17 protein-coding genes are annotated in these 16,273 nt (G+C 61.6%); 8 read left to right on the top strand and 9 right to left on the bottom strand.

The genetic code is table 11. From position 1 onward, the window contains the following. Window positions 1–141: 141 nt before the first annotated feature. The 5 genes from ACYQ0G_RS11300 to ACYQ0G_RS11280 all read right to left on the bottom strand — a co-directional run bounded on the left by ACYQ0G_RS11300 (window position 142) and on the right by ACYQ0G_RS11280 (window position 4,019). The gene (locus ACYQ0G_RS11300) at window positions 142–969 is read right to left on the bottom strand and encodes a flagellin (protein WP_460102612.1); all 828 of its coding nucleotides are present in this window, start codon (window positions 967–969) and stop codon (window positions 142–144) included. Between the two features lie 251 nt (window positions 970–1,220). Continuing rightward, window positions 1,221–1,961, bottom strand: a complete 741-nt coding sequence (gene flgH / locus ACYQ0G_RS11295) for a flagellar basal body L-ring protein FlgH (protein WP_460102609.1) — start codon at window positions 1,959–1,961, stop codon at window positions 1,221–1,223. Between the two features lie 16 nt (window positions 1,962–1,977). Continuing rightward, window positions 1,978–2,448 carry a flagellar basal body P-ring formation chaperone FlgA gene (gene flgA / locus ACYQ0G_RS11290; RefSeq protein ID WP_460102607.1) on the bottom strand — a complete coding sequence of 157 codons (471 nt, stop codon included), beginning with the start codon at window positions 2,446–2,448 and terminating at the stop codon, window positions 1,978–1,980. Then, the gene (gene flgG, locus ACYQ0G_RS11285) at window positions 2,448–3,233 is read right to left on the bottom strand and encodes a flagellar basal-body rod protein FlgG (protein WP_460102605.1); all 786 of its coding nucleotides are present in this window, start codon (window positions 3,231–3,233) and stop codon (window positions 2,448–2,450) included. The genes flgA and flgG overlap by 1 nt, the downstream gene beginning before the upstream one ends. A 39-nt stretch (window positions 3,234–3,272) precedes the next feature. Beyond that, a complete protein-coding gene (locus ACYQ0G_RS11280) occupies window positions 3,273–4,019 on the bottom strand; it encodes a flagellar hook basal-body protein (RefSeq protein WP_460102603.1) in 747 nt (248 codons plus the stop codon). Window positions 4,020–4,152: 133 nt separating this feature from the next. Between ACYQ0G_RS11280 and ACYQ0G_RS11275 the strand changes: the two genes are divergently transcribed. Genes ACYQ0G_RS11275 through ACYQ0G_RS11260 form a run of 4 tightly spaced genes read left to right on the top strand, consistent with a single transcriptional unit; the run spans window position 4,153 to window position 6,807 of the window. Further along, window positions 4,153–4,668: a flagellar basal body-associated FliL family protein gene (locus tag ACYQ0G_RS11275; protein WP_460102601.1), complete on the top strand. Its 516-nt coding sequence runs from the start codon at window positions 4,153–4,155 to the stop codon at window positions 4,666–4,668. Continuing rightward, on the top strand, window positions 4,668–5,687 hold the full coding sequence (gene fliM / locus ACYQ0G_RS11270) for a flagellar motor switch protein FliM (protein ID WP_460102854.1): 1,020 nt from the start codon (window positions 4,668–4,670) through the stop codon (window positions 5,685–5,687). The genes ACYQ0G_RS11275 and fliM overlap by 1 nt, the downstream gene beginning before the upstream one ends. Further along, window positions 5,684–6,247 carry a DUF6468 domain-containing protein gene (locus ACYQ0G_RS11265; protein WP_460102599.1) on the top strand — a complete coding sequence of 188 codons (564 nt, stop codon included), beginning with the start codon at window positions 5,684–5,686 and terminating at the stop codon, window positions 6,245–6,247. The genes fliM and ACYQ0G_RS11265 overlap by 4 nt, the downstream gene beginning before the upstream one ends. Then, window positions 6,244–6,807, top strand: a complete 564-nt coding sequence (locus ACYQ0G_RS11260) for a MotE family protein (protein WP_460102597.1) — start codon at window positions 6,244–6,246, stop codon at window positions 6,805–6,807. Before ACYQ0G_RS11265 ends, ACYQ0G_RS11260 begins: the two co-directional genes overlap by 4 nt. Before the next feature lie 34 nt (window positions 6,808–6,841). Here ACYQ0G_RS11260 and ACYQ0G_RS11255 read toward each other — a convergent pair whose 3' ends face one another. After that, window positions 6,842–7,246: a hypothetical protein gene (locus ACYQ0G_RS11255; protein WP_460102595.1), complete on the bottom strand. Its 405-nt coding sequence runs from the start codon at window positions 7,244–7,246 to the stop codon at window positions 6,842–6,844. A gap of 330 nt (window positions 7,247–7,576) precedes the next feature. Here ACYQ0G_RS11255 and ACYQ0G_RS11250 point away from each other — a divergent pair, with 330 nt between their 5' ends. Then, window positions 7,577–9,439, top strand: coding sequence for a hypothetical protein (locus tag ACYQ0G_RS11250; RefSeq protein ID WP_460102593.1), 1,863 nt, complete (start codon window positions 7,577–7,579; stop codon window positions 9,437–9,439). Window positions 9,440–9,497: 58 nt separating this feature from the next. On the opposite strand, the gene ACYQ0G_RS11245 is transcribed toward ACYQ0G_RS11250, so the two are convergent. The 3 genes from ACYQ0G_RS11245 to ACYQ0G_RS11235 are packed head-to-tail and all read right to left on the bottom strand — an operon-like array spanning window position 9,498 to window position 13,835. Continuing rightward, the gene (locus tag ACYQ0G_RS11245; protein ID WP_460102591.1) at window positions 9,498–10,403 is read right to left on the bottom strand and encodes a flagellin family protein; all 906 of its coding nucleotides are present in this window, start codon (window positions 10,401–10,403) and stop codon (window positions 9,498–9,500) included. 11 nt (window positions 10,404–10,414) lie between these two features. Further along, window positions 10,415–12,511: a flagellar hook-associated protein FlgK gene (locus tag ACYQ0G_RS11240; protein WP_460102589.1), complete on the bottom strand. Its 2,097-nt coding sequence runs from the start codon at window positions 12,509–12,511 to the stop codon at window positions 10,415–10,417. Window positions 12,512–12,536: 25 nt separating this feature from the next. Then, a complete protein-coding gene (locus ACYQ0G_RS11235; RefSeq protein WP_460102587.1) occupies window positions 12,537–13,835 on the bottom strand; it encodes a flagellar hook protein FlgE in 1,299 nt (432 codons plus the stop codon). Window positions 13,836–13,995: 160 nt separating this feature from the next. Between ACYQ0G_RS11235 and ACYQ0G_RS11230 the strand changes: the two genes are divergently transcribed. The 3 genes from ACYQ0G_RS11230 to ACYQ0G_RS11220 are packed head-to-tail and all read left to right on the top strand — an operon-like array spanning window position 13,996 to window position 16,188. Further along, window positions 13,996–14,400: a flagellar biosynthesis repressor FlbT gene (locus ACYQ0G_RS11230; protein WP_460102585.1), complete on the top strand. Its 405-nt coding sequence runs from the start codon at window positions 13,996–13,998 to the stop codon at window positions 14,398–14,400. Window positions 14,401–14,410: 10 nt separating this feature from the next. Further along, on the top strand, window positions 14,411–15,739 hold the full coding sequence (fliI, locus tag ACYQ0G_RS11225) for a flagellar protein export ATPase FliI (protein ID WP_460102852.1): 1,329 nt from the start codon (window positions 14,411–14,413) through the stop codon (window positions 15,737–15,739). Then, complete coding sequence (locus ACYQ0G_RS11220) at window positions 15,736–16,188, top strand: hypothetical protein (RefSeq protein WP_460102583.1); 453 nt, start codon at window positions 15,736–15,738, stop codon at window positions 16,186–16,188. The genes fliI and ACYQ0G_RS11220 overlap by 4 nt, the downstream gene beginning before the upstream one ends. The last annotated feature ends 85 nt before the right edge of the window (window positions 16,189–16,273 follow it).

Below are 16,273 nucleotides of genomic sequence, written 5' to 3'. Positions count from 1 at the left end.
GCACCTGTCCTGGACGTTGGCACCGCCGAGACTGGCGGATGCAGCGCGCTTATCCATGGCGCGACCAGAAAAAAAGGCCGGACGACATGCGCCCGGCCCGAGGATGCTATTCCTCGGTGAGGAATAGCTGCGTAGACCGGTTTAACGGAACAGCGAAGTGATCGTCTGCGGCGCCTGGTTGGCGATCGACAGGGCCTGAACACCCAGCTGCTGCTTGACCTGCAACGCCTGCAGCTTGGCCGATTCCTTGGCCAAATCGGCATCGACGAGGTTGCCGATACCGCTCTCGATCACATCAGACAGCTTACCGTTGAACTCCAACTGACCCTCGATTTTGCGCGAAGCAGAACCAAGGGTACTGAGCGTCGAAGTTACCGTGGCAGACACTGCATCGATCTCGGTCAGTGCAGTGTCGGCATCGGCCTTGGAGCCGAGACCGGTACCAAGGGCGGTGGTGACGTTAGTGTCGAAGGCCTGGTTCGCCACGCCGATCGTGCTCGTGGTATCGAGCGACTGGAGCGCAGACACCTTGCCGGTCGCAGTAGCGTCATCTTTCAGCAGGTTCGTGCCGTTGAACTCCGAGGAAGCGATGATCGTGGTGATCTGCTCCTTGAGAGCCGTGTAGTCGGCGTTGATCGCGGTGCGGCTATCAGCGTCGAGGCCGTCATCCGACGCCTGGATCGCCTTGGCCTTCATCTGGTTGAGGATGTCGGAGATTTGCTCCGTACCCGCAACCGCCACATCGACGGAGCTCTTCGCTCGATTGAGCGAGGAATTGACCGCCGAAAGACCACCCACATCTCCGCGGAGGGTCTGCGCAATCGTGAACGATGCTGAATCGTCCTTGGTCGATGCGACGTTCAGGCCGGTGTTGATGCGGCTCTGAACCTGCGACAGACCCTTGTTGGTCTGGTTGAGGCTCTGCAGAGCCGCCATTGCACCGATGTTGGTATTGACTGAGAACGCCATTCTTCATTTCCTTCTGGATAGGGGAACCGCCTTCTGCGGTCCGGGCCAGAAACGCTGGCCCTCGACGCGCTGCAAAAACACAGCCCGCCCTTCATTCTGGAAAGAAATGCCACCCGATCCCAAGCGATGTGGGAGATTTTTTCGCGCTCGCGCTGGCCAATGGTGCGCACACGAAGAGGCGGGCGGCGATGCCCGGTCGCCCGGGCCAGATCGCCGCCCTCCAATGTCGTCAGCAATGCCAGAAATGCGGTTCAGAAGGGAAACAGCGCCTCGTAGATCTGTTGGCCCCAGCGTGCCTGCTGCATGTCGGTCAGCTGGCCGCGACCGCCATAGCTGATCCGTGCTTCGGCGATATTCACGTGCTGGATCGTGTTGCCTCGTCGGATATCCTGCGGGCGCACGATGCCGGTCACGATCAGCTCGCGTAGTTCGAAATTGACGCGCATTTCCTGTCGCCCCCGGATCACCAGGTTGCCGTTCGGCAGGACGTCGGTGACGATCGCCGCCATCGTCATGCTGATCGTCTCGCTGCGGCTGGTGGTGCCCTGCCCGCCCGAGCGCGAGCTTGACGTCGCGTCCACCGCATCGCCCCCGATCACGTCTTCCAGACCCAGCAGGGCGCCGACTCCGACGCTTTCGGAGCCATTGCGCGAACGTGAGGTCGAATTACCCACCTCGGCCCTGTCCGCGACATTGATTTCCACGGTCAGGATATCGCCGACCTGAGAGGCACGCTGGTCCTGGAACAGTGTGCCCGCACCCGCCCGGAAGAGCGAGGCCGATGGCGCTGCGATGGCCTCGCGCGCCGCAGCGGGAGCGCCCGCACCCCTCGCAGCCACGCCGCCTCGTGCGATTGAGGGTTCGTAGCTGGGCACCTCCATCTGTTCGATGGGCGTCATCGCCGGTGGCTTGCCGACATTGGCGAGCCGGTCCATCGTGCCGCAACCCGCAAGCGTGGCCCCCATCGCGGTCAGCATGGCAATCTTCTTCATGGTTATCCCCTCGTTCTCAACCCGCAGAAAGGCGTACGCGGCCGCTGCTTTCGACGACGCCGTCGAGCGTCTGGTTGGTCGCTTCGCTGAACACGCGAACCGGATCGCCGAGCGCTCCGTCCGCCAGTGCACGGCCTGTGGCGCTGATCGATAGCGCCCCCGAGCGCAGGATGATCGTGACCGGCTGGCCACGGCGCACCAGGCGCGGTTCGGTCAGGTCGCTCGCGCGAATGGGGCTGCCACTGCGCAAGGTCCGCTTCGCCTCCAGGCCCGCGGCCTCCTTGGCCGACACGGTTCCCCGTGCCTGGCCTGCCGTAACCTTCTCGGAGGCGAAATCGCGCTCAGCAAGCAGGTCTCCGCGCTGGATCTGGCGGACGAGGACATCGGCCATGACGCCCTCTCCAGCCGTTTGCGCATACGCCGATCCGTACGGCGCAAGGACGAGGCCCGCGAGCAGCGCGACCCGGGAAAATGCTCGCCTGGTCATCACCGCAGCTGGCTCGTCGTGCCGAGCATTTCGTCGGCGGTCTTCACCACCCGGCTGTTCATCTCGTAGGCACGTTGTGCAGTGATTAGTGCGGTGATTTCCGCAACCGGATTGACGTTGGATGCCTCCACGAAACCCTGCGCCAAGTTGCCGAAACCCGGCTCGCCCGGCGCCGAAATGGTTGGCTCACCCGAAGCTGCGGTCGCGAGGAAAAGGTTATCGCCCTTGGCCTCCAGGCCCGCTTCGTTGACGAACGTAGCCAGCTCGATCTGGCCCACCGTCTGCAGTTCCGGCTCCCCAGCCAGCTTCACCTGTACCTCGCCCGTGCGCGAGACCACGACGTCGACCGCACCCTGTGGGACAGTGATCCCGGGCTCTACTGGGAGCCCCTGCGATGTGACCAGTTCGCCTTGATCGGAGAGTTGAAACGTTCCATCCCGCGTATAAGCGATGTCGCCCGTGGGCATCTGGACCTGGAAATAGCCGAGGCCCTGGATTGCGAGGTCGAAGCGGTTGTCGGTCTGCACCAGCGCACCCTGCTCGGCGATGCGGTATACGCCGCCAGTGCGAACGCCCGCGCCGATCTGAATGCCCGACGGCACGCGAGCTTCGGGTCCGTCGGATGCAGCTCCGGGGCGCGAGACCTGCTGGTAGAGCAAATCCTGGAACTGGGCGCGCTGACGCTTGAACCCGGTCGTGTTCATATTGGCAATGTTGTTGGAAATGACGTCAACATTGGTCTGCTGTGCAAGCATGCCCGTGCCGGCAATCGAGAGAGAACGCATAGTGTTTGTCCTTCGTAGATGGTGTCTATGTGAAGCGTATCAGCCAACCCGGCCGAGCCGGTCGAGTGCGCGCTTGCGCATGTCGTTGAGGCTTTCGGACATCCGAACGCTGCTCTGGTAGGAACGCAGAATGTCGATCATCGCTGTGGTTTCGACGATGGGCTGGACGTTGGACCCCTCCACTCCGCCGGTGCGAAACTTGGTCTCCTCTGCCGTAAGCACCCGCCCCGCAGCGCCTGAATAAAGTCCGTCGCCCCTTGGTGCGAGCCCGGTTTCATCGTCAAACACTGTGACTGCCAATCGTCCAAGAGGCCCATCCGCCCCCATGACGGTGCCGTCAGCAGCGATCGAGATACGACCTGACTGTTCCGGCGGCACTACTATCGGCTGCCCGGCCTCGTCGAGCAGGCGCTGCCCCCCTGCGGTGGCCAGTTCGCCCGTCTCGAGTACGTTGACGAAGCCCGCACGCGTATAGGCGGTTCCGGTTCCGTCCGGCAGTTGCACCGCCAGATAGCCGGGGCCCTCAATCATTACGTCTAGTGGGTTGCCGGTCGGCTGGAAGGCCCCGGGAGCAGTGTCGTGGATCGCACGAAAGTCGAGGACGAACGAGGTTGGCCGGGCGTCGTCGATAATGGCCTCTTCGGAGCGCTCTACATATTCGCGAAACATCGGCTGTTCGCGCCGAAAGCCGACGGTCGAAGTGTTCGCGAGGTTGTTCGCCACGATGTCCAGCCGCCGCCTGAGCGCCTGCTCTTGGCTAAGCAGAACGTAAGAAGAAATATCCATCGACTGGCCGCTCCGAAAAAATCTGCTTCAAAAAGGTGCACCAGGCAAATCTTGCCGGGTGACAAGCCTATAATAGGAAAGAAACCCAGCCGACGGGGGAACCGCTGGCTTTTGCTAAGAAAGGCAACAGAGCGTGAGCACCGAGATCGAGGACGAGACCTCGCCCAGCGAGGATATGAAGCCCCCGCGCTTTTCCAAAAAGAAGAAGTTGATCGCAGGCGCCGCAGCCGTGCTGTTACTTGGCGGCGGTGCAGGAAGCCTCTTTTTGTCTGGCGGCAACACTGAGGAAGGAGAGAATTCCGAACACGGCGACGGCACACCAAACACTGACGCCGAAGGAGGCGAAGACAATTTCGTCGAGGTTGAGCCGATGATCGTGAACTTGCGCACAAACGACGGCCAAGCCCGCTTTCTCAAGCTGCGCATCCTGCTCGCCGTCAAATCCCCCGAGGATGTGGCCGTGGTCGAGTCCAAGCTTCCCCTGATCATTGACCGCTATCAACCCTTTCTGCGTGAACTGCGACCGGAAGACTTGTCCGGATCGGCAGCAGTCTATCGGATCAAGGAAGAGCTCATCATACGGGCAGCAGATACTGTGGGCGCAGGCATCGTTGCCAATGTCCTCATCCAGGACATGATACAGCAATGATGGCCGACGACGACTTCGAGGAGCTCGAACTTCCCGATCCCCCGGCAATGAGTATGCCGGAAGACGCGACGTTCGATCAGGCGAGCATCGATGCCTTGTTCGGTGATGCCAATGCGGAGATCCCGCAGAAGAGCGGCTTGCGCGCGGTAATTGAATCGCGGGTGGTGAGCCACGCCCGGCTTCCGATGCTGGAGGTGGTGTGCGAGCGCATGGTCCGCTCGTTTGCTACCAGCATGCGAAACCTGACCTCGGACGCCATCGAGGTGTCACTCGACGAGATCGCCTCAGTCCGTTTCGGCGATTTTATGAACCGCGTGACCCTGCCTTCGATGCTGGCTGTATTCAAGGTTCCTGCGTGGCAGGACTACGGCCTGGTAACGGTCGAGGCCAATTTGATTTACGCGGTGGTGGATGCTCTTTTAGGCGGCCGGAAGGGCGGTGCCCCGCGAAAGATTGAGGGGCGCGCCTTTACCAGCATCGAGACCACACTGGTTTCGAAGATTATCGACCTCGCATTGCGCGAGTTCAGCACGGCATTTGAACCAATTGCGCCGGTTTCGATGGAGCTCGAGCGGATCGAAACCAGTCCGCGCTTTGCAGCGATCGCTGGATCGACCAACGTCGCCTCTGCCGCGACCTTCGCGGTCGATATGGATGGCAGGGGCGGAAAATTCACCATCCTACTGCCCTTTGCCACTCTCGAACCCGTGCGGGGTAAACTAACGCAACGTTTCATGGGCGAAAAGCTGGGCGGTGACACGACATGGCGCGATCACATGCGCTCTGAGATACTAAAGACCGAAGTCGAGATTTCCACCGTGCTTGGCGAACGAGAAATGGGGATCGCCGAGATCAATGCTCTGAAAATAGGTCAAACTATTACCTTCGATGTCACGCCGGACGATCCGTTCGAGGTCAGTTGCGGCGGCATACCGCTCGCCCGTGCGCAAATAGGCCGTCGCCGCAACCACGTTGCGATCGGCATAGTCTCCACCAACACAAAGGGGCTGACACGATGAGCTTCACTGCCTTCACCAATATCATCACGATCCTCTTCTGCCTCGCAGTGCTCATCCAGAGCGTACGTATGATGCGCAGTCTCAATCAGGTTCGTTATAGCGAGCTAGACAGTACAGTCGGCGCTCTAGACGCGGCCACCACGAAGGCTCGTGAAGTGCTCTCAGAAATGAAAGAGATCCTGACAAGCGAAGCGCCTGCCAATGCGCAAGTTCTGGCCGAGGCGCGGAAAGTGCGCGAAGAACTCGATATCATGGTTGGCATCGCCAATGCGATGGCTGAACGCCTGATCGAGGCTGCTTCCGCCGGTTCACGCAATGATGGCAAATCGATGCCCCAACCGGCAGAACTACCGCGAGCTAAGCCCGCCGCACCGAAACGCAGTGCCACCTCCCGACCCAGTGTAAAAGGGACGAAAGCCAAGAAGAGCACGGATGGCTGCACCGCCAATCATTCTGAAAATGCCACGGGCGTGGCGAAGAAAACAACGGCTAGGAAGACAGCCGGTCGCAGCCCCCGCAAGTCATCCGCTCCGACTACCGATGAAAAGGAATTCGCATGACCGTAAAGCGCCCTTCGCTGCTGATGCTGACGGCCAGCGCCGCAGCAATGTCGGCACTCGCCCACGGTGTGGCCGCTTCGGGGGCGCGCGAGGAAAATCCCGCCAGCCAAGCAGCGCCGACACGGCTAGGATCGGCAATTCAGTCGGAAGTTAGCGAAAAAAAGCGAACCGCTCGTGAACGCGAGCGCGCGCTAGACCTGCGCGAACAGGCAATCAGGGCATCGGAAAAGCGGCTTGAAGCTAATATTCAAAGTCAGCAGAAGAAGCCGGGTTCGGATAAGGACGCCCCAGCCGCCGGCAAGACGAAAGAGCAGACAGAAACGGCATCGACGCTCGATCAGTTGGCTCGTATTTACCAGTCTATGAAGCCGAAACAGGCCGCGCCGGTGTTCGAGCAACTGGACATGGATGTGCAGATTGCGGTGGCTCGCAAGATGCGCGAACGTTCGACCGCCCAGATACTGGCGGCGATGACACCGTCTAAAGCCGCGAACCTCAGCATGGCTTTGGCGGGAAAGCGCCCCAAGGTGAAAATTCCTGCCGGCGATCCGCCCGGTTGAACCGCGATATGGTTCGTCGGGCATTCGCTGCTGGTTAGGAGGGCCGAGCTGATACTTCGACCAGTAACACTCGGGAAAGCCCGTGTTCGCGTGCACGCAAAGCCTCGGTCATCTCTACGGACAGCTGGTGCGCATCAACGGCTAGGAAAGGCGACGCGCGCAAGCGAGAAAACTCCGCACCAGCGGCCAGTGCCTCGGCCCGCAAACCGGGCATATCGCCAGCAAGTAGTTCCGCAGTCGCGTCATCGTTTGCTTCCAGAACAAGACGGAAATGTAATGTTCCCTGCATCCTCGCTCCGTCGATGATCGGCACCGCAATAGGGTCCATGGCAACAAGTTCGCCATAGGCATTCTCGTCCCCCCCGCCCGCTCCGACCGCACTTTTCAGTGGCACGGAAGCGAGAAGGGCGCCGCCCAAAATGAGGATCTTGCCATTCATATATTGAGCCATTCCATTTTAAAACACGGTCGGCCGATTGCCGATAAAACTAGCGATACTCTATAATAGAGGATGTCCTGACCGGAGTGCACATGACTTACGATCAAAGACCTTCACGTATCAAGCTGGTCAGCGGCGGCGCACCTGTACCCGCCTCCAAAGACGAAAATGCAACCCCGGCAGCTGTCGAGCGGTTAGTCGAAGATTCGCACCCCGACGAGGAACGCGTCCCCCGCTCAACTCGCATGCGGAAAATCTTGTTCTTGGTTGGTTGCGCGATAGGCGGCGCCGCCGTCCCTGCGTGGCCGCATTTCGTAAGCTGAACTGATCGTGCGTAAATTTGCCGCCCTAGCAACTGCGTTGAGCTTGGCGCCGAGTGCGTCTGCCCTTGCCGAAGAAAATTCGGACGCCCCAGAAATTGAAGCTAGTATCGAGGCCGAATCCCACAGCCACACGGTCAGTCGGCCCGGTGCCAAACCAGCCGAGCACAAGCCTGCACCTGCCATCCGTCTGCCCGGTTTCGCAGCGGTTCTCGCCAACGATGCACCAATCGAAGATGACTCCGGCTGGCATATCATGCCCGAAGCAGACGCTTGGCAGGCGATTGCCCGAAGCACCACTGACACGCGCCAACAGGCAAGGTGGAGTTACGCTCGAAGCCTTATAGGGAAAGGGCGCGCGGCGGAAGCTTACGGCGTTTTGGTCGCAATGACACAGGACGATCCGGATCTCTCGCTTGTTCCGGCCCACAGTCTAGCGCGTGGCGTCACCCTTGTGGCCCTCAACCGCCATCAGGAGGCACTCGATGCCCTGTCAACTGAACAGTTGGCAGAAAATGCCGAAGCCTGTGCCTGGCGGCTGCGCGCTCTCGCCGCGCTCGAATTGAACGCAGAGGCAGTGAAGGAATGGACCTGCGCACGCCCGGCAATCTTTTCGCGGGTGGCAAGGTCGCGTACGCCTTTTCTGCTCGCGGCAGCCCAATCCGCGCTTCAGGAAGAGAAACCTGGCAGCGCAATTCAAATACTGAAGCCTGTGTCCGATATTGACGCTGCAGCCAATCTTATCCGCGGTCGCGCCTTCTTCCAACTAGGCAGTGAGCAGGAAGGCCGCCTGAGGCTGGGCAGGGCCGCAGAGAACGGTGCACCTGAGCAGCGCCTCGATGCCCGCGTCTCCTTGCTTGAGGAATTGGTGGCCCACGGCCATGCGAAGCCGCGCGAAGTTGCCTTCGAGCTTGATCGCATATGCTATTCTTGGCGTGGCGGGCCTCTTGAGCGACGCGTGCTAAAACTGCGGTTCAGCCTCGCGGAAAAAGCACGCGATGATCGCGCAATATTAGCCACTGGGGCCGCGCTGCTGCGTTACCATCCCATGAGTGGCGACAGCGGAATGCTGCTCAGCCTGCTTCAGGATAAGCTCGCTGCTATCCTTTCCCCCGGCAGCAAGATCCCCCTGGCCGAGGCCGCCGGACTGTTCTGGGACTATCGCGACCTCAGCCCTTCGGGTGCAGGTGGCGATTTGCTCGTAAGTCGCCTTGCCGACCGCTTGCAGGCCGCGGGTCTTTACGAGCGTGCGGCAGGGTTGCTTGACTACCAGCTGATGGCCCGCGCCAGGGATGTCGCACAAGGCCCGCTCTCGGTCCGCGTGGCGAAGCTCTACATCCTTGCCGAAAAGGCCGATGAGGCGTTGCGAGCGCTGCGCGCCACCGACGACAATATTTATCCTGATCCCATGCTGTGGGCGCGCCTGCGGATCGAGGCGGTCGCGCTTCACAAGCTCGGTCGTACCGACGAGGCCTTGGCTGTGCTAGACGGCGTGCCTGAAGGTGATGTGATCCGCGATGAGATCGAGTGGGGGCGTCGCAACTGGAAGGCTCTCTCTGCATCGGACAACCTGCCGACAGCCACTGGCGGACTGCTGAGCGAAGTTGAACAGACTATCATCCTGCGGCGCGCGGTTGCGCTTGCAATGCTCGGGCGCGAAAGCGAGCTAGCGGGCCTGCGCACGCGATACGCCCGCGCTTTTGCCGGGCAGACCGCCTCAGCACCGTTCGACTTGCTGACTGCTCCCGTAGAGGGGCTCGACTCCGCCAACGTCACCCAAGCTATGGCTGCCATGCCGGCTGCAAGTCCTGCAGGAGACATTGCTGATCTGCTTGTTGGCGAACCACGCAGGGCAAAAAGGGTGGCGTCCTAGCACGCGCAGGCATGCACTGGCTCTCCCGCGTGAGGTCCGCCCCTACTTTTATCCGCGTTCAGAGATACTTAGTAAGATTTAGCTGAGTGAGCTGAGCGAAGACAGAATAGCTCGCCTCGAGGGTCGCCTTCTGCTGCGCGAGGTCTACGGCCACCTGCCCAAGATCGGCATCGACGTTTGACGCGATAATGTCCTTCAGCAGCAGCGATCGGCGCTCGGCGCGCTCGCCAAGAACCTCCACGCGCTCTTGCCTGCGACCGTTCTCGGCATTTAGCGAGCGCAGGCCGACGGCGCTGGCATCAATCTGGGCAACAGCGTCCTGCAAGGCATCCTTCTGCGCAACTGTCAGCGTACTACCGATTGGGCCGGCCGCCGCCAGCGTGCGGAAGGTTTCGTATATCTCCGCGCCCACGTCGCTCGCGGTGAGGCCGTAGGTTACCTTGGTGCCCTCACCCAGATGTGCAACAGCCTTCACGTCGTCGTTTCGAAACGCATCATCGGCCGTCGTAGCGATCACGTCGTCCAGCGATTGCGGCACGAATGGTGTCACATCGGTGCGCGAACCGGCGAAGAGGGCTACGCCGCCTTCCCTCGCATTGAGGGTGCTGCGGAATTGCTCGAATGCGCTCTTGATCGTCTCCTGCAAGCCCACCGAATCTTCGGTCCCAATCGCAGTGACCAGCTGAGTGCGCAGGTCGATCATAGAGTTGTCCAGCCCGGTGACATGCGCATCGTAAATGGCGAGCGTGGTGGTCACGTGCTTCGAGACCACCGCCTGTGCATCCTGCTTGGCGAGCATGGTATTGGCCGACATCGTACGCACCGCCTCGGTCCCGAGGCTGGCATAATCCAGCGCCTTCTTGCCAGTCGAAAGCGCGGTCTGCGTCTTGGCGAGATTCTGCTGCGCGCGCTGGATGGCATCGGCCATCGTGCGTTGCAGCGGTATGGTGGCAACCCGGTTCATCGCGCGTTCCTTCAGCGGACCATGTCTAGGAGTGTGTCGTACATCTTGGTGGCGGTCGTCATGACGCGCGCCGCGGCGGCATAGCTGTTCTGGAGGACAACCATCTGCGAGAGTTCCTCGTCGAGGTTCACGCCCGAAAAGCTGTCGCGCCGGTTCACGGCATCGTCGCGCCGCGCGGCGGCGTCCGCCAGCATGTCGCGGGCCTGCGCCGCCTGCGTGCCCGTGCGACCCATCAGCAGGCCGGAGAACCGCTCCAGCGAAGCCACACCGGCCTTCCCGAAATCGACCGACCGCTCGAGCGCTTCCACGAATTCACCTGCGCCGCGCGTATCGCCGCGGCCCAGCGCCGGCTCCCCGATGGCCGCGTCCGTACGCAGGCGTGCGAGCGGGAGCCTGCCCGGATCGGCGAGAATGTCGGACCGCACGCCCGCTTCGCCCAGCCCCGTGGCGCCACCGGTAAGCCCGGCAAGCGCGCTGAACGAGACCCCTGTGCTGTAGCGGCTGGTGGAATCGCTCGGGATCGAAAGAAGCGTGCCGCTGTTACCGGGTGTCGGTTCGAACCGCACGCGTCCGCGATCGTCCATCGCGAAATTGCCGAAGGCTGCGATCGGGCTCTGGTTGAGTTCGCTCACCAGATCGCCGAACGTGGGGCCCAGGGTCCCCGTCATGGTGGTTTGGCCCAGCATCCGTCCGCTCGCATCGCGCAGCACCAGCTGGGCGGACTCGCCGGTGCCGAAGCCGTGCGCATCGCTCGCCACGAAGCCGGGCGGGACGAGCGGCGCGGCCTCGCTGCGCACGATATCGTTGAGCCCGAAGTAATGCGCGAAGCCGTTGCCCGCCCGCGCACTGGGCGGATCGCCCTGCGCCACCATCACGCCATCGGAGGAATTCGCGGCGGTGATCGACAGGCGGCCGTCCTGCAAGCTGGCAGTCGCCGCCCCGCCCAGCCCCGCGTTGATCGCAGCGATGCCATCGTCGATCGTCGCCAGCGGCCCCAAGGCATCGAAATCCACCGAGGTGCGCGCCAGCAGCACGCCGCGCTGGTCGGTCACCGCGAACGTCGCCTCGCCGGTGAAACCGAGCCTGTCGCCACCGAACAGCCCGGTCGGCCGTCCGTCGAGGTGGTTGGGTGGTGGAAAGGCGGTCCCTGCATTGGCCACGGCGTTGAGCGTTTCGGCCAGCCCGCCGAAAAGTGAGCCGAGCTGGTCGGAAAATTCCGGCAATGCCCGATCGCGCAGGTCGAGCAGGCCACCCAGCTTCCCGCCTACTGCCGCGGAATCGATCTTCTCGCCGGTCGCAGTGGTCGGCTCGCCCGCCTCGTTGGCGAAGCGGATGGAGATTACAGGGTAGGTTGGCTGTGCGACCCCGTCGCCCGCGATCGGGTAGGACAACTGGCGCAGCTTCCCGTCGAGCAGGACCGCGCCATTGGCCGCGTCGATATTGATCCGCCCGTCGGGCTGCTGGCGGACCGCGATCTTCATCATGCCGCTCAGTTCCTGAATCGCGGTCATGCGCTGATCCTCCGCCCCGCCAGTGCTGCGCCCGAGGCCCTTCATCTGCGCCACCGTGGCGTTCAGCCCGTGGATCCGTTCGAGCAGGCGGTTAATCGCTTCGACCGAATATCCGACCTCGGATTCCACGTCGCCGCGCAACACTTGGACATCGTCGTCGAGCTGGCGGAGCGCTCCTATAGCGTCCTGAACCTCACTGACGAAACCGGAAGCATTCTGCGGCGAGCTTTGCGCGCTGGTGAGCGCGATCGCCGCCGCGTTGATAGCATCGAGCCGGGCGGGCACCCCACTTTCGGCACCCGGTGCGCCAAGGAAGGACTGCAAGCGCTCCATATAATTCGCGGTCACGTCGGCCCGGCCCATGTCGCCCGAACGCAGGTACACCGTCTCCTCCAGGAAACGGTTGGCGATGCGCGTAGGCTCGCCGACCACCACGCCGGTGATGCGACCCTGGGTCACGCCGGTCGCCAGCGATACGCGCTCGCGCGCGTATCCCGGCGTACCGACATTGGAGATATTGTTTGATACCGACCTGATACCGGCCTGTGATGCCGACAGGCCGGATACCGCCGATCCCAGGATCTCGCTCAGCGACATTCAATCAACTCCGCCCAATCGATAGTTAGCGCTTGAGCCCACTGACTTCCTGAAGCATGTCGTCGACCGTAGTGATGATCTTCGAGGATGCGCTGTACGCGCGCTGGAAGCGGATCATGTTGGTGAATTCCTGGGCCAAGTCGACGTTGGAGGCCTCCAACGTACCCGCAGCGATTGTTCCACTCCCCAGTTCACCCGGGCGGCCGAGGGCAATATTGCCTGACTGCTGCGAAACGCCATATGCGTTGCCCGGCAGGCGGGCCAAGCCATCGGGGTTGGCGAAAGTTGCCACCGGCAGCTGGAATACTGCGCGTGCCGTGCCATCGTCGAAGATGGCGCTGACGATACCTTCCTTGCCAACTTCCACAGATACGAGATTGTTCAGCATTCCGCCGTCGGAACTGGAGGCGATGAGCGCCGACTGGCTGCCGAACTGGGTTAGGCCGTCGAGCCCGTCCTGGCTACCGAGACTCAGGTTGATCGGCGAAGAGCCGGCCTGGTTGGTCCACGCGACGTTAAGCGTATCGAACAATGCCGGCGCCGAATTAGCGAGATCGAGGCTGCCGTCCGGGTTGAAAGCCACATTACCGCTGGCCAGCAGTCCGTTCGCGGCGGTAACCTCCGCCGGGTCGCCATAGATTTCGGCTACCCACTGGTTCGGTCCCAGCTTCGAAAACCCCATCGTAATCTGATGACCGCCACCCTGTGCGTCGAAGATTTCGAAGGTACGGGAGAAATGCGGCTCCAGCGCGCCAGTCGCCATGTCGCCAGCGGCATAGGGCCCGGCGAGCGGCTCCTGCGTTGATTGCAGGTTTGCGCGGATCTGCAGTCGGGTGGTGGCTGCGGCGGTGCCGGTCAAACCGCTTAGGCGGACTGGCTCTAGTTCGTTGACGCCACCGGTGCTGGTATATCCGCCCGCCGCGTCCAGCCGCCAACCCTGAAGATAATAGCCACTGGTGTTGCGCAGATAGCCTTGCTCGTCGGGACGGAAGGCACCTGCCCGTGTGAATGCGACGCCACTGTTCGAATCAGCGCCTTGGCGCGTAACGAAAAAGCCGCCACCATCGATTCCGAGATCGGTCTGACTGCCCGAAGCCTGTAGCAGGCCCTGTTTGGAAATCATCGCGCGGGGTGCTGCGGTTACACCGCCTGCCGAATAGCTGCTGCTTACGCTCCCATCCGCAACAAGCGAGCGGAAGTCGGCTTCGACCCCCTTATAGCCAACGGTATTGATGTTGGTGATGTTGTCGGCAACCGTCGCCATTGCGCTTGATTGCGCGCCGAGGCCGGACACGCCGGCATAAAGGGCGGAATATAGGCTCACTTGAATACATCTCCTGGATGGCGGGCACACGCCCGGTCACAAGTGCATTGTAGGAGAGCCACTACCCGGAACCCAAAACAAGGCAGTTTTTTCCGGTCGCCCGCCGTCACTGGTTTCAATCCTCTATAATGACGTCATCCAGTCGAAAGGGGACATTGACATGCTTCGTATCAGCTTGCGGGATGGCGAAAAAATCGTGATCAACGGCGCAGTTCTTCGCTCTGCGGGACGCGCCGATATTGTGATCGAGAACGGAGCTGCGATCCTGCGGGGTAGCGATGTCATGTCACCCGAGGAAGCAGACACTCCGGCGAAGCGCCTCTATTTCGCATGTATGCTCGCCTATCTCGATCCAGCCAACCTCGGCCGCTATCAGACCCAGATTCTTTCGCTGTTCGAGGATATCGTCAACGCGCTGGAATCGCCTGAAGCGAAAAGCGACTGTCTCTCCTTCGCCCAAAACGTAGCGCATTGCGATTTTTACCGCGCACTTAACAATTGCCGCGCGCTGATCGCGTATGAAAACAAAGCTTTGGGCCGCCTCGTCCCGGCCAACGCAGCCTGACGCCGTTGCGATGCAGACGCTGGCTGCTGCCGCTGAGCGTATCCGCGCATTTCCGACGGATCGACACTTCGGCTCCGTAGCTGCGGTACGCGGCGCGTTGATTGAAGTAGAGGGCCTGCTGGGCGCAGCCCGTATAGGTTCGCGGATCGTGATTGAGTGCGAAAGTGGCCCCGTCGATGTCGAGGTTACCGGCCTCGACCGACAGAGCGCGTATTGCATGCCTTACAAAGATCCGCAGGGAATCTCCACGGGTTCCCGCGCCGACCTGGTACAAGGTCAATCCATGCTCCGACCGACGGGCCAATGGCTCGGAAGAGTGGTGGATGGGCTGGGCCGACCTATGGATGGGAAGGGTCCACTGCCATCGGGTGCCGATAACCGTCCGTTCAAGGCTGCCCCGCCCACAGCAACCCAACGTAACCGCGTTGGGCACAGGCTTGAAACCGGGGTCCGCGCCCTCGACGTATTTGCACCTCTATGCAGGGGTCAACGACTTGGCCTGTTCGCAGGATCGGGAGTAGGCAAGTCCACTCTTCTCTCGATGCTGGCGCGCTGGGTCGCGACCGACGTGGCCGTAATTGGCCTGATCGGCGAACGCGGACGCGAAGTGCAGGAGTTCATAGAGGACGATCTAGGGTCTGAAGGCCTCGCACGCAGTGTCGTGGTGGTGGCCACCTCTGATTCACCAGCCTTGATGCGCCGCCAGGCTGCTTGGACAACCCTCGCTATCGCCGAGCATTTTCGTGACACCGGGCGCGATGTCATGTGCCTGATGGACTCGGTCACCCGTTTTGCCATGGCGCAGCGTGAGATCGGGCTGGCTAACGGCGAACCGCCGGCAACCAAAGGCTACACGCCTACGGTCTTTGCCGAATTGCCCCGCCTCCTCGAACGCGCCGGACCAGGCGGACCCGAGCAGGGGTCCATTACAGGGCTATTCAGCGTGCTAGTTGACGGCGACGATCACGACGAACCGATTGCCGATGCAGTGCGCGGTATTCTGGACGGACATATCGTAATGTCGCGCAAGATCGGGGAACGTGGGCGCTTTCCCGCAATCGATATACTTAAATCGGTCTCCCGTATGTTGCCCCAGTGCCACGAAGAAGAAGAGAACCGCCTCCGCCTCGCCGCTCTGAACCATCTTTCGACGTTCGGAGATATGGAAGAGTTAGTTAGGTTGGGCGCCTACGAGGCCGGTGCCGATGTTAGGGTGGATGAAGCTATCCGACTCGCCCCGGCCATCGAAAATTTGCTGAAGCAGACCAAGAACGATCGCGGAACGGCGACCCATGCCTTTTCCCGGCTTGCCGAATTGATGACGGAGAGCCCGCAATGAGAACTCCTTTCGACACCGTTCTGCGCACACGCCGCCGGGAGATCGACCAAATGCGTATCGCAATCCACGCAGAGACCAGGCGCCTGCAGGAGATCGACAAGGAAAGGGAGGCGTTGGAGCAGGAACTGGCCCAAGAATACCAAGCCTGTGCCGAAAGCTTTGCTGTCTCTTCCGAGGCGTTTCTCCGGCGCAGGTTATCCCAGCAGGCGCAGCTTTTGGCGCAACGTGATACTGTAACGGGCGAGGTAAGTCGGCTGCGCCGCGAGGCGCTGGAAGCCTATGGCTCCCAACACGTACTGGAAAACGCCGCCGAGGCTTTTCGCGCTGATCGTAAACGCCAGCAGTCGCAGGCCGAGCAGCGCGAGACAGATGATTTGCGACCAGTGCGCATCACCATATTTCCCCGCTCGAACGCCGGACCGACAGATCTCCGGCTTCCAGCGCGGTAAACCGCCATGCAGATTCAAGGTCTCGAAGCACTCTCCCCCCAAGATCGGGCGCGCGTCATTTATACGCAGGCCCGATCATCCATGA

It is taken from the genome of Qipengyuania triglochinis, assembly GCF_054655615.1.
The sequence above is the reverse complement of the archived record's forward strand: the minus strand, read 5'-3'. Positions and strand labels throughout refer to the sequence as shown.